The sequence below is a fragment of the Streptomyces sp. NPDC111656 genome (assembly GCF_055656965.1).
Genome location: NZ_JBVKCA010000012.1, coordinates 236,231 through 260,910 on the forward strand (window position 1 = coordinate 236,231; position 24,680 = coordinate 260,910).

Consider the following 24,680-nt stretch of genomic DNA (forward strand, 5'->3'; position numbering starts at 1 on the left):
CGGGCCGTGGCTGTCGGCACTTCCTAGGCGGCGGGTCCCCGGGACGCCGTGTTCGCGGGGGTCGACACCGGTACCCCGAGAGGGCGGGCGAGGCCGATCACGCCTTCGTCCAGGCGCTGCAGATGCCGCAGGACCCGGTCGGTCACGCGGTCGTGCCGGGGAAGGCCCGGCCGGTCCGTCTCCAGCATGGACGCGAGGCTGGGGCCGGTCTCGGCCACGCCTTCGGTGTCGTCGTCCTCGACGCGTGCGACCAGGACGTCGATGTTGTGCGCGATGCGCCGGCCGGCCCCCTTGAGCCGGGGATCGGCCGCGACGGTCTTGCTGTAGGGCAACAGCTCGGCCGTCGCCGCCAGGGAACGCGCGTGGTAGGCGCACGTCTCCAGGAGCGCCACGAGATAGCGCGCGGTCTGCCGACGCGCCCGCAGCGGGGTGATCGGATGCGTCAACGGCTGTGTGGAGGACCGTAGATCGTCCAGAGCCGTGTCGAGATCCCGCGCCTTGTCCAGCAGCTCGATCGCCGGACCGCCGCTCAGCTGGTCGACCGCCGCACCGGTGACCTCCCCGAGCCGCTTCAGAACCGTGGCCAGCAGCTCGTCGGTACGGCGGTCCGTGTTCACCGGCAGCACCAGGGCGGCCGCGATGACACCACAGGTGGCGCCGAGCGCCGTTTCCTCGATACGAAGGACGAGCACCCCGGTGCTGTAGGTGTTGAGCAGCGTGTACAGCAGACCCAGCATCGCCGTGACGAAGAAGGACATCAGGGCGTACGACAGCGGCGCGGTGAAGAACATCGCGAAGATGAACAGCAGCACCAGGGCGAACGCGGTCCAGGTGTGGGAGCCGACCAGACTCGCCAGCAGGGCACCGGCGACGACGCCGAGCACGGTGCCGAGCAGTCGCCGGTACCCCTTGACCAGGATCTCTCCGGTGGACGACGTGTTCAGGAAGACCACCCAGCAGGTCAGCACGGCCCAGTACCAGCGCTGACTGGACAGGAACTCACCACCGACGATGGCCAGGGCCGAACCCACCGACACCTGGACCGCGGTACGGGTCGTCGGACGCTTCCACCCCGTGGGGTCGTGCGCGTCCTCCTCGTCCTCCTCTGCCCGGGCGATGGCGACGTCCTCGGCGTCCAACTCCTCACGGGAACGGGTCGTCGACGGTGTGTCGTCGGACTCGTCCTGGGGCCCGTCGAAGGCGAGTCGCAGTCCCAGGACGGCACGCCCCGTCTCCCCGATGCCGCGGAAGACGTCCTGGACGGCCGCCGAGGCGCGCGGCAGGTTCTCCTCGTCGCGGTAACCGAGCAGCCGGTTGCGCACATGGGCCACCCCGGTGCCGCGGTCCTCGGCGACCGGGCGCAGGACGAGCAGGCGCAGCGCTTCGAGATCACGGCGCAGGGTGGCGGTGGTGTCGTCCTGCGCCTGGAGCCGGTCGCTCGCCGCGGGCACGGGCGCGTTCGGCAGATGCAGGGTGAGCGTGTCGGCGCGTTCCGCGCTGCGGGCGGTCAGGATGAGCACCCCGAGCCGCTCGGCGGCGATCTCGGCGTCGGCGATACGCCGCTGCACGAGCGCGGCGGTGGCGCTGTCGCTGGTCCCCTCCGCCAGCCGTCCCTGGATCATCATCGCGCTCTCGTGGAGCCGGGCGGTGTGCCGCCTGACCTCCTCCAGAGCCTTCTCCACCCGGTCAGGGCCGGCGTCCAGCAACTCGATCTGGGCGGACACCAGTTGCGCCAGACGGGCCCGGAAGGCCGCGCGCAACCGACGCAGTACACGCTCGGGTGTCTCCGGTACGACGAGGAAACGCACCAGCGCGCTGCACACGAACGCGACGACCAGGGTCCCGCACAGTCCCGGCAGACCGGGGACGCCGGCCCTGACGAACAGCGACACGAAGTAGACCTGGAACCCGATGAGACCCAGCGCCGTTCCGCGATCACCGAAGCGGCGGCTGTACACGGCGGCGAAGATCAGCGCCAGGAAGAAGAGGTCACCCGCGACCACGTGCGTGCTGAGCAGCGCCCCCAGCGACATCGCGGCGAGTGCCACGACCAGCCCGAGCGCGAGCGTGACCGCCTGTTGGCGCTGCTGCTTCTCCTTGATGGCGAAGGTCGCGGCCATGGCCGAGATGGAACCGGCGACCAAGTGAGTCTTGCCGGCCCCGAGCAGCGTCAGTACGGCGAGCGTGAGCGCGATGGCCCCCACCGTCCGCAGCCCGGCCATGAGCCGCAGCAGCCCGGGGTCCGATGCCGCGAATCGGTCCCAGATCCTCGTCCGGCCCGGCCGTGTCGCTGTCCTCACGCTGTTGTTCTGCCTCGCTCTCCGCCATGATCAGCGCTTCCAGCATGGCACGTGCCGACGCCCGCGCGTCCTTGCCGGCGTCCGCGGCGACCCCGGGCTCAGTCGGCCTCGCTCAGCGCGGGCGTCAACTGCGCCCAGGGATTGGGAGGTTCTCCCGACACGGGACCGTAGACCGCCGCTCCGCGTTCGCGGGCGGTACGCACGGCGAGCGGTACGAGCGCCTCGGGCACACCGTAGACGAGATGGCAGAACCGGTCGGGCGGGTGCCGGGCGGTCCACGCCGGTCTGCTGAACGCCGACACATAGGTCGTCCAGTGCCCCTCGAAGGTCACCGTCAGGTCGGCGACGCGCGCGTACCCCGGCGCCGGGTGCACCCCGGGATTGAGTACGACGGTCGTGGCGCCCAGCCGGCGTACGGCCCGCACCAGCCTTCGGCAGGCGGGCAGTTCGGCCGGGTCCGAGGTCACCCGGTCCAGGAAGCAGCCGTCGGTCCCGTACCACTCCCGGTGCCGTACGACGTCCTTGGCGACCTCGGCCGTGGAACGCGCACCGTAGTCGGTGTCCACGTAGCCGAGCAGGCGGGCGCCGGCCGCCCGCAGAGCTCCGGCCGCCGCCGTGAACGCCGGGTCGGGGCCCGGGCCCGGACCGTTCGCGGGATTGATCACCACCGCGTAGGTACGGGCCGCGGCCGTGATCAGCCGGTGCCAGGCGCCCGGGTCCTCGGCCGGGTGGACGTACAGCGGAATGAGCAGGCTCACGGCGCCCGGCCGCCTTCCGGCCGTACGGATGCCGCAGCCCAGAGCGCGGCCAGCGACTCCTCCAGGGCGTACGACGGCCGCCAGTCCAGGCTGTCACCGGCGGCGGCGATGTCGGAGCACTGCCACGACACCGCCCCCGAGCGCGCCGAGCCGCCGCCGTCCTCCTCGATCCGCCCCCGGAACCCGCCGGTGCGGGCCAGTGTCCGTACGAGCTCGCGCACCGGGACGGCACGTCCGCCCCCGATGTTGAGGACGTGCGGCAGGGACCCGGGCGACGTGGCCGCGAGCACCGCCGCCCGCGCCACATCGCGTACGTCCACGAAGTCGCGGTATGCCGACAGGTCACCCAGTCGGATCACCGCGTCCGGGTCCGGCCCGGCCTCGCGCAGCAGCCCGGCGATCCGGCCGGGCAGCCCGGTGGGCGGGGCGCCGGGCCCCACCGGGTTGCCCACGCGCAGGACCACCGCGTCGAGTCCGGAGGTGGTCACGGTGACCGTCCCGGCGAGTTTGGTGGCGCCGTAGGGGGTGACGGGACGGGTGGCCGACGTCTCGGTCACCCTGGTGTCCGGGGTACCGGGGCCGTATTCGGCGGCCGAGCCCAGATGGACGAGGCGTGCCGAGGGCGCCGCCTCCCGCAGCGCCGCGCACAGGACGGCGGGACCACGGGAGTTGACCTCCGCGAGGGTCACGGCGTCCCCGTCGGTCGAGCCCGCGCAGTTGATCACGGCATCGGGCGCCGCCGACGCCAGGGTCTTCGCCAGCCCGTCCGTACGGGCGGTGGTCAGGTCGATGTCCAGCTCGGCATCGGGCGAGCGACCGCCGCCGAACACCCGGGCGCCCGGCAGGGCGCGCAGGTGCTCGACGACGTGACCGCCCAGATAGCCGGTGAAGCCGAGGACGAGAATGCGCATGCGGTGGTCAGGCTCCCTTGAGCAGCATCGACTTGCGGGTGGTGAACTCGGCGTTGGCCCGGTCGTAGTCGTCGGGGCGGCCGATGTCGAGCCAGTACCCGTCGAAGTCGTACGCGTGCGGCGGGTTCTGTGCCCTGAGCAGATCGAGCACCAGTTCGTCGAAGCCGAGCGGCAGCCCGGGCGTGTAGCCGTCGAGGGTCGACCTGGACAGCCCGTAGATGCCCATGGAGACGCGGTAGTCCATGCTCGGTTTCTCGGTGAACGCGACGACCTTGCGCTGGTCGGTGGTCAGTACGCCGAAGTCGATGTGCACCTTGCGCGCGTAGGTCGCGATCGTCAGCGGGGCGGCCGAGTCCCGGTGCTGCTTCAGGACGTCGGCGTAGTCGAGGTCGGTCAGGACGTCTCCGTTCATCACGAGAAACGACTCGGGCAGGCGCTCGCGCATGGTGAGCAGCGGCCCCATGGTGCCCAAGGGGCTCTCCTCGGTGGCGTAGTCGACGGCCATGCCCCACTGGGAGCCGTCGCCGACGTAGGCGCGGATGATCTCGCCGAGGTGGCCGATGGCGAGCGTGCAATGGGTGAAGCCCGCGGTGGCGAGCTGGCGCAGCACGATCTCCAGGATGGCGTGCTGGTCGCCGATGGGCACGAGCGGCTTGGGCAGCGCGGTGGTGTAGGGCCGCAGCCGGACGCCCTTGCCTCCCGCCAGGATCACTGCGTGCATAGGGGCTCCTCCTTCGTGGACGTGCCGGACGGGTCAGATGTTGTAGATGCCGGTCTTGTACCGGGCGAGGTTGGCCGGGTCGCGGAAGAACTCCACGGTGTGCGCGAGCCCCTGCTCCAGATCGTGGCCGGGACTCCAGCCGGTCGCCCCGCCGAGCCGGGTCGCGTCCGCGACCAGCCGCATGACCTCGGAGTTGGCGGGCCGGATGCGCTGCGCGTCCTCGCGTACGTCGATGGCCGTGTCCATCACCTTGCCGATCAGCGTGACCAGGTCACCGACGGAGATCTCGCCCCCGGTTCCGGCGTTGAAGGTGCGGCCGACCACTCGCTCGGCGGGCGCGGTGCCCACCGCGAGGAACGCCTGTGCGGTGTCCTTGACGTAGGTGAAGTCGCGGGTGGGCCGCAGATCGCCGAGGGTGATGGTGTGCGCGCCGGCCGCCACCTGCCCGATGACGCTCGGGATCACCGCGCGCATCGACTGGCGCGGCCCGAAGGTGTTGAACGGGCGCAGGGTCACCACCGGGGTGTCGAAGCTCGCGTGGTAGCTGTCGGCGAGCCGGTCCCCGCCGGCCTTCGAAGCGGCGTACGGGGACTGGGTGTTGATCGGGTGGTCCTCGGTGATCGGTACGGTCTGCGCCGTGCCGTAGGTCTCGCTCGTGGAGGTGTGTACCAGCCGGGGTGTGCCGAGGGCACGCACTGCCTCCAGCACGTTGAGCGTGCCGGTGACATTGGTGTCCACGTAGCTGTGTGGTGCCTGGTACGAGTACGGGATCGCGATGAGGGCGGCCAAGTGGTAGGCGCAGTCGGCGCCTTCGAGGAGGCCCCGGACCGAGCCGGGGTCCCGGACGTCGCCGAGGACGATCTCCACCTGGTCGAGGACGTCGGTGGGCAGGGTCTCCAGCCAGCCGTAGGAGGCGAAGGAGTTGTACTGCGCCATGGCCCTCACCCGGTGTCCGGAGGCGACCAGCGCCTCGGTGAGGTGTGAGCCGATGAAACCCTCGGCTCCGGTGACGGCGGCGAGCGGTGCGGAGGTCAACGCGTGGTCCTTCCGGTCGGTTGCGCGTGTGATGTCCGTGCGTCGGACGCGGCCCGGGGGCCGGTGTCGTGCGGTGGTGGTCCGGAGGTCAGGCATGCGGCGCGGGCCGCCCGAGCAGCCGTAGCGCGCACGCCGCGAGACACAGCGCGGCGGCGCCGCAGCACAGCGACAGCACCTCCGCGCCCGGTGGGAGATGGAACAGGGTGATGGCCGCGGCCCCGCCCGCGGCCGCGAGGCACACCCCGGCGGGTGTCCAGGCCACCCCGAACGCCTGGAGCAGCAGTGCGGTCCACAGGGTCGCCGCGAGCAGCAGCAGCGGCGTCGGCTCGGCATCGGTGAGCAGGGCCGCGGGCAGCAGCGGCAGCAGATAGGCGAGCAGGCAGAGGGCGAGCACGCCGGCCGAACGCAGCAGGAACCCGGCCGGGGTGGCCGTCGCCCGCAGCGCCGCCACCGACATGCCCCGGTAGCGGTACAGCAGCCACTCGGCCGGCCCCATGCTCACGGTCAGCACGATCACGGCGTACGGCTCCTGGCGGCCCTCGAGCAGTACCAGCGCCCCGGCGGCCAGGCCGAACAGGCCGTACGGCAGCGAGCGCAGCAGCCGGGGCCGGGTGCCGTTCGGGACGGGTACGGCCGCGAGGGTGCTCCGCAGGGCCCAGCCGGCCGCGGCGACCGTGCCGAGCAGCGCCAGCAGAGGCAGCCCGGCCCGCAGCGCGGTGCCAGGCTCCCACCACGGCAGCACCGCCGCCCCGGCGATCAACGGGGTGAGCGCGCCCAGCAGCAGCCGTTCCCGGCCCAGCACCAGCAGCACACCGGCCGCCGCGAGGTAGGCCGACTGCGCGGCCGCGACCAGGGCCGCCGGATCGGGTCCGGCGACCAGTGCCCCGGCGGCCGTGGCCACCAAGGCGCCCAGGGGCGCGCCTTTGAGGAGCGTGCGGCCGGCCTCCCGCCGCCCCGTGGTCATCCGCAGATAGGCCCGGTGCCCCAGCGCCTGGCCCCAGGCCCAGGAGACCAGCCCGGCCACGATGAGGACGTGGGTGTGCCGATCGGCCTGCCACAGTCGCCCGGTGAGCAGGTAGGCCAGTCCCGGCAGCGCGAACAGCGCCCCGCGCAACGCGCACCGCACATGGTCCGGGCGCCACGGGTCGGTCGGCTTCGCGGGCTCGGGGAAGGTACGCGGCACCCGTTCGAACAAGGTGGCGGCGAGCGAGAAGAGATGAGGGTGCCCGTAGCGTTCCTGGATGACCTCGGCGGTCAGTCCCTCCGACTCCAGCAGCGCCGCCACCTCGTACGGATGGACGGCGGGCCCGATCCGGTCGGCCAGTTCCGCGGCGAGCCGGTCGACCGCGTCCCGGTCCGGGCCGTGGTCCGGCAGGCGCAGGGCGAGCGTGCGGTCGTCGGCGAGCCGGAGGGCCAGCGTGTCCAGCTCCGGCCCGGCGGGTTGGAGCTCCATGGGCCCGCTCATCCGGCCAGGCTCCCCGACTGCGCGCCCGCCGCCGCGAGTTCCGCGTCGGCCGTGTCGCGGCCGGGCGTCCACGGCTCGCGTGGTGTGATCCGGCCGAGCGCCGACAGTTCCAGGTAGATCGAGCGGAAGGTGTCGACGGTCTGGCGCAGGGTGAACTGCTCGATCACCCGCAGCCGCGCCGCGTCGCCCATCGCACGGCGGCGGTCGGGATCACCCAACAGCTCCAGCGCCGCCGCGGCCATCGCGGCGGGATCGCGCGGCGGCACGACGAGCCCCGTGTCGCCGACGGCCTCCCGTACCCCGCCCACGTCCGTGGAGACGGTCGCCCGTCCGCAGGACATGGCCTCGATCAGGGTGAAGGGGAAGCCCTCGCTGATGCTGGAGAGCATCACTACATTGCCCGCGGCGTAGGCGTCCTTGATGTCGTCGACGCGACCCTCGAACGTGACCGCGTCCGCGTGGCCGAGTTCGGCGGCCAGCGCCTCGCACCGCTCCCGGTACACCTCGCCGCCCCGCGGTGTGCCACCGAACAACCGCAGCCGCAGGGTGGGGAGTTGGGCCCGGGCGAGCGCGAAGGCACGGACGAGGGTCTCCAGGTCCTTGATCGGGTCGACGCGGCCGGCCCAGCTGAGGGTGGGCTCGGTCGGCTCGGGGCCCGCCGGCGGGAACGCGGCGGGATCCACGCCGTTGTAGACGGTGCGGATCGACTCGGGGTCGGCGCCGCCCTGTTCCTCCCACAGCCGGTTGTAGCGGTTGCCCGGCGTGATCAGGGCCGCCCGGCGATAGGTCTCCTCGGCCAGCAGCCGGAAGAAGCCCAGCACGACGGCCTTCACCGGCCAGCGGTAGGGGGCGGTGCGGTAGCCGAGGTAGCGCTCGCGCAGATAGACGCCGTGTTCGGTCAGCAGCAGGGGCACGCCGTGCCGCTCCAGCGCGGCCAGGCCCGGCAGTGCGGCGACACCGCCGCTGACCGCGTGGGCCACTCCGTCCTCCGGCAGCGGCGCGGCCAGCGGACGCAGCGCGTGTTCCAGCAGGGCGGTGGCGGTGAGCGCGTCGTGCAGGGTCGGCCGTGCCTCGCGCACGACCAGTCCGGGCCGGTTCCAGACAGCGGTCATGATGCCGATCGCCCGGTCCCCGCGCAGGAAGGGACTCAGCATGCCGTCCGCCGCGGCCCGCGCCAGCTCGTACAGGGCGCTGGCGAACCTGTCCTCCGCGCAGGGATCGAGCAGGGCGGTGAGGAACTGTTCGTATGCGTTGGCGAGTTGATTGCGCCGACGCCCGCGGGGCGGCCGGCCTTCGGGCGCGGGCCCCCACATCGGGACCGCGACGACGCGCGAGACGTGAGGGGGGATGTCCCACACGATCGGTTCGCGTCCCGTACCGGTCACGGCGACGACGTCGAAGTCCATGTCGGGCATGCCGTCGACGAGCTGGTCGCACCAGACGCTGACGCCGCCGTGACTGTGCGGATAGGTACCTTCGGTGAGCAGAGTGACGCGCGTTGATTTGAGGCGTCGCGCGCCGTGGGGAACGTGCATCGATGTGCTCCACGGCCGAGTTGTGGGGTGGTCGTGCCGGTCCCGGCCGCCGGTGGTGCGGCCGGGACCGTCTGTCGGTGCGCCGTTCAGTTGTCCGGGGTGTAGGGCACCTGCCGGGTCGCACCGGCCGGTACCCGGGTGCGCGGAGCGGTACGGGTCACCGCCGCCTTCCGCGACACGTCGACGGCCGCGGACAGCGACGGGGTGGTCGACGGCAGGGCGAGCTCGAGCGGTGCGCCCGCCGACGCGGTCCAACCGGACACCTCACCGGCGTACGCGGAGCCGAAGCCGGTGCTGCCGTTGGTGGTGCCCGTGGGCATGGTGGCCGTCACCGCGACGCCGCCGGGAGCCTGGACGGTCACGGCGCTGCCGATGCGGTAGGCGGTGACCTGGCCGGCGGAGACCGCGGTCTTCCAGGCGGCGCGCCGCTGCAACTCGGTGCCGATGTCCTTCATCCGCAGGTTCACCACCGGGGTGTTGTCCGCGAACAGGGCGTCGTACCCGTCCAGTACACCGTCGAGGACCGGGTACGCGATGCGGTCCTCGGCCAGGTTCGACTGGTGGATGAAGTGCGGCTTGGGGTCGTTGGAGAGCACGTGTCCGAGGGCGATCCTCGTCTCCAGCGGCACGATGTAGTCGGCGTAACCCGTGCTGGTGTCCAGCGGCGCCGACAGGCAGGTGGAGGTGTCGGAGTGGTCCTCGCAGATGCCGCTGCCGCCCTGGGCGCGGCTGGTGTAGATCCAGTTGTACTCGTCGACCTGCTCGGCCGCGCGGCCCGCGTTGTAGAAGACGTTCATCGGGTAGCGGGGGACGGTCGTGGCGGGACCGACCTGACGCTGGTCGGGCTCGCGGGAGTTGTCCGAGCCGAGCCAGGCCACGCCGTTGTCGGTGAGCGCGGGCGCCAGGTCGGGATTGTCGTCGGGCTGCTGCGGCAGCACCTTGAGCCCCGAGTGCTCACCGGTGACCAACTCGCTGGTGTCCAGGGGCAGTCCGGCCGCCTGCCCCCAGGCGCGGTTGGTGGCGATCTCGTCGGAGATGGTGCTGCTGCTGACCCACTTGGTGCTGCCGTCGGTGTTGGTGGCGCACGTCCAGGGCACCACGGCGGTGTCCTGCTCGCAGCCGAGGAAGGCGTGCGTGTAGGTGTGGTTGACCCAGCGGAACTTGTCGCGGTCGGCGATCAGCTTGTCGGCCAGCAGGTCGACCCCGTTGTTGTCCGTGCGCTGGTCCACGCTGCCGGCGCCGTTGAAGGCCAGGTCGAAGGTGAAGTTCCGGCTGCTCTCCCAGGCGGCGGCCTGGTCGACGTCCGCCGGGGTCATGCGGATCGGGTTGGTCACACCCTCGCCCTGTGGGCAGTCGATGTCGCCGGGCGTGCAGTTGAGCTGGGTGTCCCAGCGGTCGTCGGCGGCGAAGACGTCGTCGACGTGCACGGCGAAGTAGTTGCGCGAGGCGCCGAGGTGCACGCCCCCGGTCATCCACTCCACGATGCCGCGGGCCAGCAGCCGGAACTGCTGCTGGTACTGGTTGTAGACGAACGTGACGACGAGCTCGCGCCGCCCGTCGTGCCGGTACTCGCCCACCAGGGAACCCCGCGTCGACCGGCCCGGTATCGGCGCGTCGACGTACGGGGTGAAGTCGGCCCCGGCGGAGGGTGTGGACAGATAGGCGTAACTCTCGCCCACTGCAGGGGAGTTGTCCTCGAACGGCAGGGTGCCGTCCAGATAGCCGAAGGGCCCCGCCTTGCCGGCCGCCGTGACCTGGGCCTGCACGCCGTCGACGCTGCCGGAGTAGCCGCCGCTGACGGGGTACTGGAGTCCGGCCTCCGGACGCGCGTAGGTGTACGCGTCCACCTGGGGGATCGCGTACGTCTGCTCGTACGCGGCCAGCGCCGCCATCTCGGCGGAGCCCGCCGGGAACGGGTTGTCGTTGGGCAGGACGACGGCCTGGAACCTGGCGCGCGGACGACCGTCCACCGTGTCCGCCAGGAAGCCGGCGTCGATCACGGACCTCCCGGACTGCTGGAGGGCGACCTCGGTGTACGGCGTGCCCGCGGCGTCCAGTTCGGCGGCGATGGCATCGGTCGACGGGCCGCCGTCGCTCACGACCAGTACCCGCAGATCGATCCGGGGTGCGGTGTCGTCGGCGTGGGCCGTACCGGCCGGCAGGCCGAGCGAGGCCATGAGCGCGCCCACGGTGAGCGCGGTTCTGCGTATGGTCCGCGTGGTCCGCTGCATGCGGCGAAGTCCCCTCCCCGGGCAGGGGTGAGTACAGCTCCTTCGGAGCGGACGCACCCCCTTGCGCGACGCCGCCGCCCCCCTCAGGTGCCGGTCGCCGACGCATCCGTCGCGTCACATAGTGGTGTCTGTGTGTAGCTTTCGTGGTCATGTTGCGAAACGTGACGGAAAAGCACAGGCATCTAATCGGTCATCAAGGTGTCCGGAACGACGGTCCGTTGGTTGCCGCGGACTGTGGGGCGAGACTGCCCCATGGTCCGCGCGGACTGGTCGTGACCTGAGCCGGGAGCGGATGCGGAGCGAGGGAGTCCGCCGCGTTGCGACCTCACCGGTCCAGAGAATGTGAACTTCATGTGTCCGGGCCGGAATTGTTTCATCCGCACCCCGACACGCCGGTGGCGGCCGACCCGCGCGCAGCGCGAACCGTCCGCCACCGGGGGCCTGGTGACCCCGTGGATGCCCCGTGCCGGAGCCCGATCCGACGGGGTCACCGGCCTGCCGTCAGGAGCAGAGCACGCGGGTCTCGGGCGCGTAGACCGGACCGCCGTTGGAGTTGGCGCTGTCGCTGAACTCGGCGTAGAAGTACGAGTAGAAGCCGATGTTGCCGTTGCAGCCGGAGTCGGCGGCGATCTGCAGCGTCAGTGTGACGGTCCGGCTCTGACCGGGCGGGATGGTCGCGCCGTAGTTGGCGCCGAGGTTGGCGGGCCCGGTACCGGAACAGGGGGTGCTGCCGGCCGCCGTGGCCAGACTGCAACCGCTGAAGCTGTACTTCAGGTCGGGGCGCTGCGTGGTCAGCCACGTGGGGTCGATCGTCTGGTAGATGAACCAGACGTCGTAGGTCCTGTTGTTGGTGATCGTCATCGACAGGTTCACCGTGCCGCCCGGGTGGGTGGTGGCGCTGTCGGTCGTGAACGTCAGGTCGGCCGGAGCCGCGTCGGCCGCGCTCGCGCTGGGGGCCAGACCGAACACGGCGAGGACAAGGGCGAAGACGGCGGCGAGACCGAGGCGTCTCATCAGAGTGGATCGCATGGCCCGGGAGGCTAGGCAAACCGCGAGCGCACCGTCTGCCCCAAGCGGCACGCCGAAAGGGGCGGTCGGCCGGAAGTGTGCGACTCGTGAAGGTGATGTGACCGGCCCATCGCGCCGCGCGATCACCCGCATCCGCCCATGACACCGGAGGTGTGGCCGGCCGGTCCGGGCGACCTTTCGCCACCGTACGGTTTCACAGGGTGACGGAGCGCTATTGGCCAGTACCGTCCGGGGGGCTGACCGCGTCGAGTGCATGGCGGCCACGGCGCGGCAGAGCGTCGCCGACCGGTGTGAGCGAGATGTCTGCCCAAGCAGCGGACTCCGCGGTGGCGCGGGAGCATGGGGGTGACGTGTGCTCCTCGGTCGGTGCCCGTGGGAGAAAGCGGGAGAGGAGCGGGAGGAGCGGGAGAGGAGGAGGGGCGAGCCGGTGGCGTTGGTGTTCTCCGTCGTCTTCGCGGTGCTGGCCGCGGTCAGCAACGCGACCGCCACTGTCCTCCAGCGCCGCGCGGCCCAGGACGTGCCGTTGTCCGAGGGCTTCCACGCCAGGCTGCTCGTCGAGCTGCTGCACCGGCCGGTGTGGCTGGGCGGGATGGCCGCGGTCATGGCGGCGGCATGCTTCCAGGCGCTGGCGCTGGTCAACGGAGCGCTGTCCGTCGTACAGCCGATCTTCGTCCTGGAACTGCCGTTCGCGCTGCTCATCGGCGGTCTGGTGCTACGGCGGCGGGTGACCCGGCGTGGGTGGATCGCCGTGGTGTGCATCGCCGTCGGGCTGGGTACCGTGCTGGCCGCGGCCGCCCCCTCGGTCGGGATCGACCGGCCCACCACCGGCGGGTGGATCCTGGCCATCGTGTGCTGCGTCGGCGTCGTCGTGGCTGCCGTCGGTGTCGCGCTGCGACGCCCCGCAGGACGCGCACGCGCGGCCTGTTTCGGCGCCGCGGCGGCCATCGGCTACGCCCTCACCGCGGCCCTGATCAAGGACGCCACGCACGCCTGGGAGACGGGCGGCGTCACCGGGTTCTTCCTCGCCTGGCAGACCTACGCCTTCGCCGCCACCGGAGTGTGCGCGCTGTTCCTCCTGCAGAACGCCGTCCAGTCCGGCCCCCTCGTCGCTTCCCAGCCCGCCCTCACCCTCGGTGACGCCCTGGTCAGCCTCGTCCTGGGCGTCACCTTGTACGCGGAGCGGGTACGCACCGGCTGGTGGCTGATCCCCGAGACCGTCGGGGCCGCCCTGATCCTGTACGGAGCGATCCAGCTGGCCCGGATCCCACTCACCCAGGTGCTCGTCGCGCAGCCGGCCGCGCCGGACCGTACCAGGACGTGAACCGCGGGAATCGACGGCTCGGCGGGGTTCAGGCCTGGAACTCGGTGAGATCGATGGCGTGAACGCGCAGCGGATAGCCGTACACCGGGTGCGTCGTCTCGCGCTCCAGCGTCATACCGAGCTTGCGGATGACGTTCTCCGAGGCGTCGTCCCCCGCTCGGGTGATGCTGATGACGCGGTCGAGGCCACGGTCCTGCAGCGCGAACTCCAACGTGGCCTGGGCGGCTTCGGAGGCGTATCCCTGACCCCAGAACGGTGAGCCGAGCCGCCAGCTGATGGCGACGGCGGGCAGTACCTCCGGCAGGAACTCGGGCACGGACAGGCCCACGAAGCCGGCCAGTTCGCCGGAGGCCAGCAGTTCGACGGCGAAGAGGCCGAATCCCTCCTCGTCCCATTCCTCTTCCCACTGTTCGATGGCCTCTGCCGTGTGGTCCAGGTCGCGGACGGAGCCGTCGTCGATCCAGTGCATGACCCGGGGGTCGGCATTGATGTCGGCCATCGGCACGAGGTCGTCGTCGGACCAGCGGCGGAGGAGGAGGCGGGGCGTGTGGATCTCGGTCATGGCGCCCATCCTGCCCGACGCGCGACCTCGGGCCGACGGCGGCAGCGCCAAGACCGTTCTGTGGGTGTTCGGGAGGGCCCTCAACGACCGCTGGGACGGGACAAGAGGTCGGTGACCAGTTCGTGGACCGCTTCCCAGGCTGTGGCGTGCAGTGCGCCGACGGCCGTGCGACGCAGGTCGTCGAGGACCTGTGCGGAGTCGGAGCCGGCGTCGTACCCGGTGCTCTCGGTGATCACGTCGTATCCGTCGCGGACGGCGACGCGCAGGCGCGTTCCTCCGGTGTCGGCGGTGTGCAGGGCGGCGGCGACGACGAGCGGTGGCGGACCGCCCGTTTCGCCGGGCAGCTTGCGGTACGCGCTGGTGATCGGATCACGCCAGCGGAGGCCGAGCAACAGGTGGCCCTTGGCCAGTACCTCGGTCAGGTCGGTCTCGTAGACGCTGTCCGGATCCAGGACCACAGCGCGCGCTTCCAGCACCAGTGCGGCGGGCAGCAGGCAGCGCAGGGTGCTCCCGACGATGTTGCCGCCGACGGTGGCCGTGCGGCGCACGGCTCCGGTCCCCACGGTGGCGGCCGCCCGGCGCAGTGCTTCGGGCACGCGGTCGTCGATCCGGTTCAGTATCACGGCCCCGCCCAGCGTCTCGCGGCCGATCGTGTTGGCGTCCGGCAGGTCGCGCAGCGACATGGCCTGCTCGGGGAAGCCGTCCCGCTGCCAGGTGGCCCATATCAGGGTCGCCCCGCCTATGGGCACCGCCCCCTCGGCCATGCACTCCTGTGCTTCCGAAACGGACGTGGGCAGACGCAAGAGCACGGCAGCCGACCTGCTTTCTGGGAAATGAGCGGCCGAGTACGCACCACCTCAGCCATGTGACCGTCGACATGGCGCATTTTCCCCCGGCACACAGGGGCGCGTACAGGGCTCACTGCATCATCCGGTGCGCCCTGTACGCGGTTCAGCCGCGCTCGCCGCCGAACACCCCCAGGATGCGCTCGGCGGCCAGCGTGGCCGTCAACTCCCCGTCCCGCACCTGTTGTTCGAGGCCGGGGGCGAGGGCGCGTACGGCCGCGTCGGCGTGCAGGCGGCCGAGAAGCTCGTCGCGGACCATCGTCCACGTCCAGTCCACCTGCTGGTCGCGGCGCTTGGCGGCGAGACGGCCGGTGGAGCTGAGGAGCGTGCGGTGCTGTTCGAGGCGCTCCCAGACCGTGTCCAGACCGGTCGACTCACGGGCACTGCAACTCAGGACCGGCGGGGTCCAGGCCGCGTCGGCGGGATGCATCAGCCGCAGCGCGCCGGCCAGCTCCCGTGCCGCCGCGCGGGCGTCCCGCTCGTGCGGTCCGTCCGCCTTGTTGACGGCGATGACGTCCGCCAGTTCCAGGACGCCCTTCTTGATGCCCTGCAACTGGTCCCCGGTGCGGGCCAGGGTCAGGAGCAGGAAGGAGTCGACCATGTTCGCGACCGCGGTCTCGGACTGGCCGACGCCGACCGTCTCCACCAGGACCACGTCGTAGCCCGCGGCCTCCATCACCACGATCGACTCCCGGGTCGCCTTCGCGACCCCGCCGAGCGTGCCCGCGGTGGGGGAGGGCCGTACGAAGGCCGCCGGGTCGACGGCCAGGCGCTCCATCCGGGTCTTGTCACCCAGGATCGAACCGCCGGTCCGACTCGACGACGGATCGACGGCGAGCACCGCGACCCGGAACCCGAGCGAGGTGAGCAGCGTGCCGAACGCGTCGATGAACGTCGACTTGCCCACACCGGGTACGCCGCTGATGCCGATCCGCCGCGCCTTCCCGCTGTACGGAAGCAGCTCGGTCAGCAACTCCTGTGCCAGGACGCGGTGTTGGGGTCTCGTCGACTCCACGAGCGTGATGGCACGCGCCACCAGCGCCCGCTTTCCGTCGAGTACGCCCTTCACATAGGTGTCGAGTTCGATCGCCATGGGGGTCAGAGGTCGTGGCCGAGGTCGGCGGACAGCCGCCGCACCAGGTCGTACGCCGCGTCCGGGATCACCGTCCCGGGCGGGAACACGGCCGCCGCGCCCATCTCCAGGAGCGTGGGCACGTCCTGCGGCGGGATCACCCCGCCGACCACGACCATGATGTCCTCCCGGCCCTCCTCGGCGAGCGACTCCCTGAGCGCCGGTACGAGCGTGAGGTGCCCGGCGGCCAGCGAGGACACCCCGACGATGTGCACGTCCGCCTCGACGGCCTGGCGCGCCACCTCGCCCGGGGTCTGGAACAGCGGGCCGACGTCGACGTCGAAGCCGAGGTCGGCGAAGGCGGTGGCGATCACCTTCTGGCCGCGGTCGTGCCCGTCCTGGCCCATCTTGGCGACCAGGATGCGGGGCCGACGGCCCTCGGCCTCCTCGAAGGAGGACACCAGGGTGCGGGTGCGTTCGACGGACGGCGACTCGCCGGCTTCGGTGCGGTACACACCGGAGATCGTACGGATCTGGCTCGCGTGCCGCCCGTACACCTTCTCCAGGGCGTCGGAGATCTCGCCGACCGTGGCCTTCGCGCGGGCCGCGTTCACCGCCAGCTCCAGGAGATTGCCGGTGCCTTCGGCGGCCCGGGTCAGGGCGTGCAGGGCGTCCTGGCACGCCTGTTCGTCGCGCTCCGCGCGCAGCCGCCGCAGCTTCTCGATCTGCTGGGTGCGTACGGAGGAGTTGTCGACCTTGAGGACGTCGATCTGCTCGTCGGTCTCCACCCGGTACTTGTTCACGCCGATGACCGGCTGGCGTCCGGAGTCGATCCGGGCCTGGGTGCGGGCCGCGGCCTCCTCCACCCGGAGTTTCGGGATACCGGCGTCGATGGCCTGCGCCATGCCGCCCGCCGCCTCGACCTCCTCGATGTGCTGCCAGGCCCGGCGCGCGAGGTCGTACGTCAGCTTCTCGACATACGCGCTGCCGCCCCACGGGTCGATCGCCCGCGTCGTGCCCGACTCCTGCTGGATCAGCAGCTGGGTGTTGCGGGCGATGCGCGCCGAGAAGTCGGTGGGCAGGGCGAGCGCCTCGTCGAGGGCGTTGGTGTGCAGCGACTGGGTGTGCCCCTGCGTCGCCGCCATCGCCTCCACACATGTACGCGTGACGTTGTTGAACACGTCCTGCGCGGTCAGCGACCAGCCGGAGGTCTGCGAATGGGTGCGCAGGGAAAGGGACTTGGCGTTCTGCGGGTCGAACTGCTTGACCAGCTTGGCCCAGAGCAGCCGCGCCGCCCGCATCTTGGCGATCTCCATGAAGAAGTTCATGCCGATCGCCCAGAAGAAGGAGAGCCGGGGCGCGAACGCGTCCACGTCCATCCCCGCCTCCCGCCCCGCCCGGATGTACTCCACCCCGTCGGCCAGCGTGTACGCCAGCTCCAGGTCGGCCGTCGCGCCCGCCTCCTGGATGTGGTAGCCGGAGATGGAGATGGAGTTGTAGCGCGGCATCCGCTGCGAGGTGAAGGCGAAGATGTCGGAGATGATCCGCATCGACGGCTTCGGCGGATAGATGTAGGTGTTGCGGACCATGAACTCCTTGAGGATGTCGTTCTGGATGGTCCCGGCCAACTTCTCGGGCGGTACGCCCTGTTCCTCGGCGGCCACGATGTAGAGCGCGAGTACGGGCAGTACCGCACCGTTCATGGTCATCGACACGGTCATCTTGTCCAGCGGGATGCCGTCGAAGAGCTGACGCATGTCGTAGATCGAGTCGATCGCCACGCCCGCCATGCCGACGTCACCGGTCACGCGCGGGTGGTCGCTGTCGTAGCCGCGGTGGGTGGGCAGGTCGAAGGCGACGGACAGGCCCTTCTGACCGGCCGCGAGGTTGCGCCGGTAGAAGGCGTTTGACTCCTCGGCCGTGGAGAAGCCCGCGTACTGACGGATCGTCCAGGGCTGGTTGACGTACATCGTCGGGTACGGTCCGCGCAGATACGGGGCGATGCCCGGGTAGGTGCCCAGGAAGTCCAGGCTCTCCAGGTCCTGCCCGGTGTACAGCGGCTCGACCGCGATGCCCTCCGGGGTCTCCCACAGGAGATCGGCCCCGCCCGTGGCCTTCTTGACGGCGCTTCGCCACTCGTCGCTGCCGCCGTCGGCCTTCGGGACCCCCAGCTCGATCCCGGAGAAGTCGGGGATTCCCCTCGCTGCCATCAGGACACTCCCATACGGTCGAGGGTGGCGGAGAGCACGGCGACGGCGTCGCACCCCGCGAAGACATAGGCATCGACATCCGGGTACTGCCCAGGACGGCCCGCGAGGAACACGTGCCCCGCGCCCGTCGCCTTCAGCTCCCCGGCGACCTCCGCGGCCCGCTCCTCGTACAGCGTGTCGCTGGAGCACAGGCAGACCTCGGTGGCACCGCTGTCCTCGAAGGCGCCCTCGGTGACGGGCTCGATGCCACCCGCCTGGAACAGGTTCGAGGCGAAGGTGAGGCGGGCGGTGTGCGCGGCGGCAGGGCCGAGGGCGGCCAGGAAGATCCGCGGCCGGGAACCGGTCGCCGCCAGGTGGGCGTCGGAGCGGGCCCGCAGCGCCTCGAACGCCTCGTCGCGCCGCACCCGCGGCAGCCCGCCGGACGGCGGTACGGGGGCGGGAGCGCGTTCTACGAGGCGTTCGGCGAGGTTCGGGAACTCGCTGACCCCGGTGACGGGCTCGCGCCGCTTGGCGAGCTTCGCGCTGCGCGCCTCCCAGGTGCCTGCGAGGTCCTGGCCGAGCCGCCCGGAGCGCAGGGCCGCCGCCTGGCCACCCTCCCGCTCGATCCACTGGAAGAACTCCCAGCCCGCGTGGGCGAGTTCGTCGGTGAGCCGCTCCACGTACCAGGAGCCGCCCGCCGGGTCGATCACCCGGGACAGATGCGACTCCTCGACCAGGATCGTCGAGGTGTTGCGGGCGATTCGCCGGGCGAACGCGTCCGGCAGACCCAGGGCGTGGTCGAAGGGCAGCACGGTGACGGCGTCGGCGCCGCCCACCCCGGCGGCCAGCGTCGCGACCGTCGTGCGCAGCATGTTCACCCACGGATCGCGGCGGGACATCATCACCGGCGAGGTCACCGCGTGCTGCACCTGCCCGCCCGGGGCCCCGCAGACCTCGCTCACCCGCGCCCAGAGCCGGCGCGCCGCCCGCAACTTGGCGATGGTCAAGAACTGGTCGGCGGTGGCCGCGTACCGGAACTCCAACTGCGCGGCGGCCTGTTGCACGGTCAGGCCCGCCTCGGTCAGCTCCCGCAGATAGGCGACGCCGGTCGCAAGCGAACTGCCCAGCTCCTGCGCCGCCGAGCCGCCGGCCTCGTGGTACGGCAGCGCGTCCACGGTCAGCGCCCGCAGCCCCGGGTACTCCTCGGCGCACAGCCCCGCGAGGGCGGCGACGGGCGCGAAGTCGAACCCGCCGTCTCCCGTACGGGCCTCGTGGCCCAGCGGGTCGGCTCCCAGGTTGCCGCGCGCCGCCTCCTTGGCGACCCCGCGCTCCTGGTAGAGCCGTAGCAACTCGCGTGCGGCGGGCTCGACTTCACGTCCCGCGTCGAGGACGACGGGCGCCAGGTCGAGATAGACGCCGTCGAGGACCCGGCCGAGCGAGGACACCGCGATGCCGCCCGCACCGGCGACCAGCCAGAGCGAGGTGACGCCGTTCTCCAGGTCCGCGAGGACCGCCGCGCCGTCGGCGGCCGTGTGCTGCTGCCGTACGTCCCAGCCGCCGAGGGTGTTGCCCTCGGGGCGTCCGCCCCGTACGAAAGGAGCGAAACCGGGCAGGCCGGGATCGGGCGCGGAGTCGTCCGCGGTGTACAGGGGACGGGCGCGCAGCCCGTCCTCCAGCGTCGTGGACAGGGCGTCTTCCGCTGCCGCGCCCGAGACTTCCTTGCCGGACTTGCGCAGGACGCCTTCAACCAGGCGTTGCCACTGCTCATGGGTCGCGTCAGGGAACTCGGCGGCCAGCGAGAGCCCGTCGTCAGGCAGGACCGTCATGCTCGGATGCTAGGCCAGATACGCAGGTGAGCAGCAGAGGACGCGGCTGTGACCTTGACCTCCCAGGGGTGGTCTTGATCAACAGGCCGTGTTCGTACTACGGCAGCACATGGGTCTCGGACAGCGCAGGGTGCCGCGGAGCGAGGAGGACGATCTGCGCGGGGTGCGTCCCCGGCTGCGGGTACACGGTCTGGCGCCAGCCCCGGCAGCGGAAGAAGTTCAGCGCCGCGGTGTCCTGATGGTCGGTCACCGCCCAGGCCCGGTCGTCCGTGGCGGGCAGCAGCAGTACGTCGAGGATCCCGGTGCCGACGCCACGGCCGCGCGCCGCGGGCGCCACCACGAGATCGGTGATCCGTACGGCACCGGCGAGCCACTCCTGCGACCGCCGCGCCCCCAGTGCCGGATGTTCCGGGGCGGGATCCGCGGAGCGTACGGCGGTGCCGAAACCGCACAGCCGACTGCCGATGCGGGCCGTCACCGCCAGGAACCCCGGCCGGCGCACCTCGTCCGCGATCCGCTCCCGCACCTCGGAGGCGACCTCTTCGTCCCGCTCGGGCGAACGCTCGCGCGACGACACCAGCCGCAGATGCACGAACTCCTCGACGACGCCGAGCGCCGTGTCGCCCTGATAGACGGTGGTACCGACGTCCATGAACTCCTCCGGCCGGGATGGTCGCCGCTGGCGAGATGACGAGTCGATGCGCGCTGAGCGAGCCCAGCAGCCAGAACAGGACTCCGCGGGTGGTCTCGGCGTCGGCCGTCGTCATCACGACGAAGGAGGTGAGCGCGGAGAACAGCTGCATGGCGGCGACCCCGGCGAGCACCACCCGATCGGTCGTACCGCCGAGGGTGTGGCTGAGCAGCAGCACCAGGGCGAAGGAACACAGCGCGCCCACGAAGGCGCCCCCGGAGACGGACAGCGCTCCACCGCCGGCGCCCAGCACGACGACCACGACGGCCCCCGTCGAGGCCCCGGACGAGACGCCGAGGACGAAGGGGTCGGCGAGCGGGTTGCGCAGCAGGGACTGCATGACCGCCCCGCACACCGCGAGCCCGGCGCCGCAGACCGCGGCGAGCAGGGTGCGCGGCAGCCGCAGGTTCCACACGATGCCGTCGCGGATGGGGGTCAGCTCCGAGGTCCGGCCACCGAGGTGGGAGGCCACCGCGGACCAGACCTTCCCGACACCTATGTCCGCGGGGCCGATGGTGATGGCCACCGCCACGGACGCGACGAGCACGGCGAGCCCGGCCGCCGCACGCACCACGGCGGAGGTCATGGCGGCGGTGGTCACCCGGCGAGCCCGTACTCGCGCAGCGCCGCGGCCACCTTCTCGAGACTTTCGACCGTGCGGACGGTCGGATTCATCGCCTGCCCGCTGAGCAGCACGTACCGCTTGTTCCTCACCGCGTCCATGTTCTTGGTGGCCGGATTGGTCTCCAGGAACTCGATCTTCTTCGCGGCGGTCTCGGCGGTCTGCGACCTGCGGGTGAGGTCACCGATCACCAGGACGTCGGGATCGCGGTCGGCGACGGTCTCCCAGTTGATCTGGGGCCATTCCTGCTGCGTGTCGGCGAAGACGTCCTTCGCGCCGAGGGCGTTGGTGATGATGCCGGGGGCGCCGCAGCAGCCCGCCATGTACGGGGCTTCCTGGTTGGCGAACCAGTAGAGGACCGTGGTGTCGGACGCGTCGACCCCGTCAGTGGCCTTCGCCACCCGTGACTTCAGGTCCGCGACGAGTGTGGCGCCGCGCTCCGCGACGCCGAAGACCTCGGCCAGGTCGCGTACTTCGCCGTAGACCGCCTCCATGGTCAGCGGCTCGGTGCGCACTCCGTCGCCGTCACCGCTGTTGTCCTTGCCCTCGCAGTCCGAGGGCGAGAGATACGTGGGCACGCCCAGTTCCTCGAACTTCTCGCGCGGAGCCACACCGCCCTTGGCCAGGGTGGAGGCGAAGGAGGCGGCGACGAAGTCGGGTTCGGCGTCGAGGACCTTCTCGAAGGACGGGGCGTCGTCCGCGAGCCGCGGCACCTTCCCGTTGGCCTTCTCCAGGCCCTTCATGACCGGGTCGGTCCAGGTGGCGGTGCCCACCATGCGGTCGGCGAGGCCGAGGGACAGCATGATCTCGGTGGTGCCCTGGTTCAGGGACACGGCCCGCTTCGGCGCGGAGGCGATCGTGACCTTCCGGCCGCAGTTGTCGAGCGCCACCGCACCGGTGGATTTCCGGGACTTGCCCCCGTCGGCGGACGAGCCGCCACCACAAGCGGTCAGCAACAGCGCTCCGGAAAGGAGCAGGGCACAGCGGCGGGCTGGGCGCGCAACTGGCACGGGACATCCTCTGGCGTCGAGGGCCCAGGCGCGGGGCCCGTTCGTACGGTCCGCCAGCAGGTCTTCGGACTCGGGATCGCCCGGACGAGGCGCCTTCCCGGACTCCGGTCACATATGACCGCCGTCCAGTGGCTTCGTGTTGCCCCGCCCGTCACCCTTACCGCTGCGCGTCAGCTCCGGATTCGCACCGGATTCCCTTGACTGGCCTCGGCAAATTATCACGCCCCCGTCAGCCGCGGCCTCAGCGCGATTGTTAGCCTTGGTTGTGATCCAATTCCCCGTGCCCGGCCAAGGCTTGCGATGAGCGCCGTCGGCTCCTTCCCGCTCGGTGCCGCGACCACGCTCGCCGAACTCGCCGCGGATCCGCATCCGCGACTGGCGCGACTCCGTGCCCACGAGCCCGTCTCCTGGCTGCCCGAGCTGGACGGCTGGCTGGTGACCCGCCGTGATCTCGCACTGAACGTGATGCGGGACCCCGCGACCTTCACCGTCGACGACCCCCGGTTCTCCACCGCACAGGTCGTCGGCCCGAGCATGCTGTCGCTGGACGGTGACGAGCACGCCCGCCACCGGGAGCCCTTCACGGCTCCTTTCCGCCCCAGGGAAGTACGCGACGGCTTCGCCTCGTTCATCGAGCGGGAGACCGACCGGGTCATCACCGCGCTGGAACCGGCGGGCGCCGTCGAACTGCGACGCGCCTTCGCCGGCCCGCTCGCCGTCGCCGTCGTGACCGAGGCGCTCGGGCTGGTCGGCACCAGCGCGGACACGGTGCTCTCCTGGTACGACTCCATCGTGCGGTCGGTCTCGGACATCACCGCAGGACACGAGGCGGCACCCGCGGGCGCGGAGGCGTACGCGCGGCTGCGGGCCGCCGTCGAGGCCACCGTCGCCGACCCGGGCGCGACGTCGCTCCTCGGCTCCGCCGCCGAGCGGCTGGAGCTGCCCGAAGTGGCCTCCAACGCCGCGGTGCTGATGTTCGGCGGGATAGAGACCACCGAGGCGATGATCACCAACGCGCTGCTGCACCTGCTGAGACACCCCGGCCAACTCGCCCTCGTCCGCGACGACGACGGCCTGCTGGACGGCGCGATCGAGGAGTCGCTGCGCCTCGAACCCGGAGCGGCGGTCGTGGACCGGTACGCCACCCGTGACACCGTCCTCGGCCCGGCAACGATCCGCCGGGGTGAACTGGTCACCGTCTCCCTGGCCGGCGCCAACCGCGACCCGGCCGTCTTCCCCGATCCCGATCGGTTCGACGTCCGCCGCGAGAACGCGCGTCTCCAGCTGGCCTTCGCGCACGGCCCGCACTACTGCCTCGCCGCGCACCTCGCCCGGCTGGAGACCCGTATCGCCCTTCAGCGCCTGCTCGAACGCCTCCCCGCCCTGCGCCTCGACCCGGCCCGTCCGGCCACCCCGCAGGGGCTGGTCTTCCGCAAGCCGCCCACCCTGCATGTGCTGTGGGACAGCCCCGCCTGATCAACGTGACACCGGGGCGCGTCGCAGGGATCTCAGGAAGGGCCGCAGAAGCCATCGCCGGGCGGGTACCTCCACGTACTCGTACAGGAGCCAGGCGAGTGCCAGGGACACCGCGAAGGCGCTGAGCGCGCCGATCGGCGACGGTTTGAACAGGTGCTGCCCCACGCGCAGCACGAGCAGGTGGACCATGTAGAAGGCGAAGGAGAGTTCACCCAGTCGGACGAGGACCGGATGTCGCCACAAGCTGGGCAGGCCGCGTACGTCGGCGAGGGCGGCCGCGGGGATCAGACAGGTGAAACCGACCAAGGTGCAGGCGACGCAGGCGTACGATCCGCCGACCTGGGAGACCAGGAAGTAGCCGATGATCGTCAGGGCCACCGACGCCTCCAGGCCGGGGCCGCGCCAGCGGCCGAGGAGCACGAGGCGGGCGACGGCGACTCCGAGGACGAACTCCGGCAGCCGGGCGGCGGGGAAGGAGTACAGGGTGCGGCCGACACCCAGATGCAGGTCCGCCCGGGTCAGGATGAGTACGGTCAGGACGCTCGCGCCGGCGAGCGCGGTCGCGGTGAGGGCCCCGGCGTGCCGCAGCAGCAGGGCGAACGCGGGGAAGGTCGCGTAGAAGAACGCCTCGCACGCGAGGGACCAGCTGACGGGATCGAGTGTCTGCCACCACGGGTGCCACCAGGAGTGGACGAGGAGCAGATTCGCCGCGCTGCCGGCCGGCTTGCCCATGCCCATGACGAACACCGCGATACAGGCCGTGACCAGGTGGACGGGGTAGAGGCGGGCGAAGCGGCGGCGCCAGAAGGCCGTGGGGCGGTCGTCGGACCGGGCGGACCAGCCGAGGACGAAGCCGGAGAGCAGAAAGAAGAAGGAGACCCCGGTGGAGCCCGCCCCGAAGCCCCAGTCGGCGAAGTGACGGCCCTGCCCGTTGAAATAGCCCAGATTGCGGGTGTGCAGGCAGAAGACGAGAAGGGCCGCCACCCAGCGCAGACCGGTGAGGGAGGGCAGTGGACCGGGATGGGTCACCTCGCGGTGGTGAGTCTTCGATCGGACCGGCGATTCGGATTGCTCCGGCTCG

Annotated in this window: 19 protein-coding genes, 1 pseudogene and 1 riboswitch; of the genes and pseudogenes, 2 read left to right on the forward strand and 18 right to left on the reverse strand. The window is 71.5% G+C overall.

What is annotated here, in order from left to right; all coding sequences use genetic code 11:
* Positions 1–23: 23 nt before the first annotated feature.
* The 9 genes from ACZ7M3_RS31820 to ACZ7M3_RS31860 all read right to left on the reverse strand — a co-directional run bounded on the left by ACZ7M3_RS31820 (position 24) and on the right by ACZ7M3_RS31860 (position 11,985).
* A complete protein-coding gene (locus ACZ7M3_RS31820) occupies positions 24–2,300 on the reverse strand; it encodes an FUSC family protein (protein WP_472067664.1) in 2,277 nt (758 codons plus the stop codon).
* A 98-nt stretch (positions 2,301–2,398) separates the two neighbouring features.
* Complete coding sequence (locus ACZ7M3_RS31825; protein ID WP_472067666.1) at positions 2,399–3,058, reverse strand: spherulation-specific family 4 protein; 660 nt, start codon at positions 3,056–3,058, stop codon at positions 2,399–2,401.
* Entirely contained in the window at positions 3,055–3,969 is a 915-nt protein-coding gene (locus tag ACZ7M3_RS31830) for an NAD-dependent epimerase/dehydratase family protein (RefSeq protein WP_472067668.1), read from the reverse strand. The genes ACZ7M3_RS31825 and ACZ7M3_RS31830 overlap by 4 nt, the downstream gene beginning before the upstream one ends.
* A gap of 7 nt (positions 3,970–3,976) precedes the next feature.
* Entirely contained in the window at positions 3,977–4,690 is a 714-nt protein-coding gene (locus ACZ7M3_RS31835; RefSeq protein ID WP_472067670.1) for a nucleotidyltransferase family protein, read from the reverse strand.
* Between the two features lie 33 nt (positions 4,691–4,723).
* On the reverse strand, positions 4,724–5,725 hold the full coding sequence (locus ACZ7M3_RS31840) for a GDP-mannose 4,6-dehydratase (RefSeq protein ID WP_388527369.1): 1,002 nt from the start codon (positions 5,723–5,725) through the stop codon (positions 4,724–4,726).
* An 88-nt stretch (positions 5,726–5,813) separates the two neighbouring features.
* Positions 5,814–7,190: a hypothetical protein gene (locus ACZ7M3_RS31845; protein WP_472067672.1), complete on the reverse strand. Its 1,377-nt coding sequence runs from the start codon at positions 7,188–7,190 to the stop codon at positions 5,814–5,816.
* Entirely contained in the window at positions 7,187–8,725 is a 1,539-nt protein-coding gene (pelF, locus tag ACZ7M3_RS31850) for a GT4 family glycosyltransferase PelF (protein WP_472067674.1), read from the reverse strand. The genes ACZ7M3_RS31845 and pelF overlap by 4 nt, the downstream gene beginning before the upstream one ends.
* Before the next feature lie 86 nt (positions 8,726–8,811).
* Positions 8,812–10,956 (reverse strand): hypothetical protein, encoded by a 2,145-nt coding sequence (locus tag ACZ7M3_RS31855; protein ID WP_472067676.1) that lies wholly within the window; start codon positions 10,954–10,956, stop codon positions 8,812–8,814.
* Between the two features lie 501 nt (positions 10,957–11,457).
* On the reverse strand, positions 11,458–11,985 hold the full coding sequence (locus ACZ7M3_RS31860; RefSeq protein WP_472067678.1) for a hypothetical protein: 528 nt from the start codon (positions 11,983–11,985) through the stop codon (positions 11,458–11,460).
* Between the two features lie 427 nt (positions 11,986–12,412).
* Between ACZ7M3_RS31860 and ACZ7M3_RS31865 the strand changes: the two genes are divergently transcribed.
* Positions 12,413–13,306, forward strand: coding sequence for a DMT family transporter (locus ACZ7M3_RS31865; protein WP_472067680.1), 894 nt, complete (start codon positions 12,413–12,415; stop codon positions 13,304–13,306).
* Positions 13,307–13,334: 28 nt separating this feature from the next.
* On the opposite strand, the gene ACZ7M3_RS31870 is transcribed toward ACZ7M3_RS31865, so the two are convergent.
* The 8 genes and pseudogenes from ACZ7M3_RS31870 to ACZ7M3_RS31905 form a co-directional block, all read right to left on the reverse strand.
* Positions 13,335–13,868 carry a GNAT family N-acetyltransferase gene (locus ACZ7M3_RS31870; protein ID WP_472067682.1) on the reverse strand — a complete coding sequence of 178 codons (534 nt, stop codon included), beginning with the start codon at positions 13,866–13,868 and terminating at the stop codon, positions 13,335–13,337.
* Between the two features lie 80 nt (positions 13,869–13,948).
* Positions 13,949–14,677 carry an FAD binding domain-containing protein gene (locus tag ACZ7M3_RS31875; RefSeq protein WP_472067684.1) on the reverse strand — a complete coding sequence of 243 codons (729 nt, stop codon included), beginning with the start codon at positions 14,675–14,677 and terminating at the stop codon, positions 13,949–13,951.
* A 142-nt stretch (positions 14,678–14,819) separates the two neighbouring features.
* A complete protein-coding gene (gene meaB, locus ACZ7M3_RS31880; protein ID WP_472067686.1) occupies positions 14,820–15,806 on the reverse strand; it encodes a methylmalonyl Co-A mutase-associated GTPase MeaB in 987 nt (328 codons plus the stop codon).
* Between the two features lie 5 nt (positions 15,807–15,811).
* Positions 15,812–17,995 carry a methylmalonyl-CoA mutase gene (gene scpA / locus ACZ7M3_RS31885; protein ID WP_472067688.1) on the reverse strand — a complete coding sequence of 728 codons (2,184 nt, stop codon included), beginning with the start codon at positions 17,993–17,995 and terminating at the stop codon, positions 15,812–15,814.
* On the reverse strand, positions 17,995–19,800 hold the full coding sequence (locus ACZ7M3_RS31890) for a methylmalonyl-CoA mutase family protein (protein ID WP_472067690.1): 1,806 nt from the start codon (positions 19,798–19,800) through the stop codon (positions 17,995–17,997). The genes scpA and ACZ7M3_RS31890 overlap by 1 nt, the downstream gene beginning before the upstream one ends.
* Positions 19,801–19,897: 97 nt before the next feature.
* Positions 19,898–20,452 (reverse strand): GNAT family N-acetyltransferase, encoded by a 555-nt coding sequence (locus tag ACZ7M3_RS31895; protein ID WP_472067692.1) that lies wholly within the window; start codon positions 20,450–20,452, stop codon positions 19,898–19,900.
* 52 nt (positions 20,453–20,504) lie between these two features.
* Positions 20,505–21,077: pseudogene (locus ACZ7M3_RS31900) on the reverse strand (FecCD family ABC transporter permease); the annotation flags it as partial.
* A gap of 11 nt (positions 21,078–21,088) precedes the next feature.
* Positions 21,089–22,123, reverse strand: coding sequence for an ABC transporter substrate-binding protein (locus ACZ7M3_RS31905; protein WP_472067694.1), 1,035 nt, complete (start codon positions 22,121–22,123; stop codon positions 21,089–21,091).
* A 40-nt stretch (positions 22,124–22,163) separates the two neighbouring features.
* Positions 22,164–22,344, reverse strand: a riboswitch (cobalamin riboswitch).
* Positions 22,345–22,423: 79 nt separating this feature from the next.
* On the opposite strand from ACZ7M3_RS31905, the gene ACZ7M3_RS31910 reads away from it, so the two are divergent.
* Positions 22,424–23,599 (forward strand): cytochrome P450, encoded by a 1,176-nt coding sequence (locus ACZ7M3_RS31910; protein ID WP_472067696.1) that lies wholly within the window; start codon positions 22,424–22,426, stop codon positions 23,597–23,599.
* Here ACZ7M3_RS31910 and ACZ7M3_RS31915 read toward each other — a convergent pair whose 3' ends face one another.
* Entirely contained in the window at positions 23,600–24,628 is a 1,029-nt protein-coding gene (locus ACZ7M3_RS31915; protein WP_472067785.1) for an acyltransferase family protein, read from the reverse strand.
* Between the last annotated feature and the right edge of the window lie 52 nt (positions 24,629–24,680).

Bases quoted from the DNA above. Each gene is read 5' to 3' on its own strand.
- ACZ7M3_RS31830 (WP_472067668.1), bottom strand. From the start codon at position 3,969: ATGCGCATTCTCGTCCTCGGCTTCACCGGCTATCTGGGCGGTCACGTC.
- ACZ7M3_RS31835 (WP_472067670.1), bottom strand. From the start codon at position 4,690: ATGCACGCAGTGATCCTGGCGGGAGGCAAGGGCGTCCGGCTGCGGCCC.
- ACZ7M3_RS31845 (WP_472067672.1), bottom strand. From the start codon at position 7,190: ATGAGCGGGCCCATGGAGCTCCAACCCGCCGGGCCGGAGCTGGACACG.
- pelF (WP_472067674.1), bottom strand. From the start codon at position 8,725: ATGCACGTTCCCCACGGCGCGCGACGCCTCAAATCAACGCGCGTCACT.
- ACZ7M3_RS31855 (WP_472067676.1), bottom strand. From the start codon at position 10,956: ATGCAGCGGACCACGCGGACCATACGCAGAACCGCGCTCACCGTGGGC.
- ACZ7M3_RS31860 (WP_472067678.1), bottom strand. From the start codon at position 11,985: ATGCGATCCACTCTGATGAGACGCCTCGGTCTCGCCGCCGTCTTCGCC.
- ACZ7M3_RS31870 (WP_472067682.1), bottom strand. From the start codon at position 13,868: ATGACCGAGATCCACACGCCCCGCCTCCTCCTCCGCCGCTGGTCCGAC.
- meaB (WP_472067686.1), bottom strand. From the start codon at position 15,806: ATGGCGATCGAACTCGACACCTATGTGAAGGGCGTACTCGACGGAAAG.
- scpA (WP_472067688.1), bottom strand. From the start codon at position 17,995: ATGGCAGCGAGGGGAATCCCCGACTTCTCCGGGATCGAGCTGGGGGTC.
- ACZ7M3_RS31890 (WP_472067690.1), bottom strand. From the start codon at position 19,800: ATGACGGTCCTGCCTGACGACGGGCTCTCGCTGGCCGCCGAGTTCCCT.
- ACZ7M3_RS31895 (WP_472067692.1), bottom strand. From the start codon at position 20,452: ATGGACGTCGGTACCACCGTCTATCAGGGCGACACGGCGCTCGGCGTC.
- ACZ7M3_RS31910 (WP_472067696.1), top strand. From the start codon at position 22,424: ATGAGCGCCGTCGGCTCCTTCCCGCTCGGTGCCGCGACCACGCTCGCC.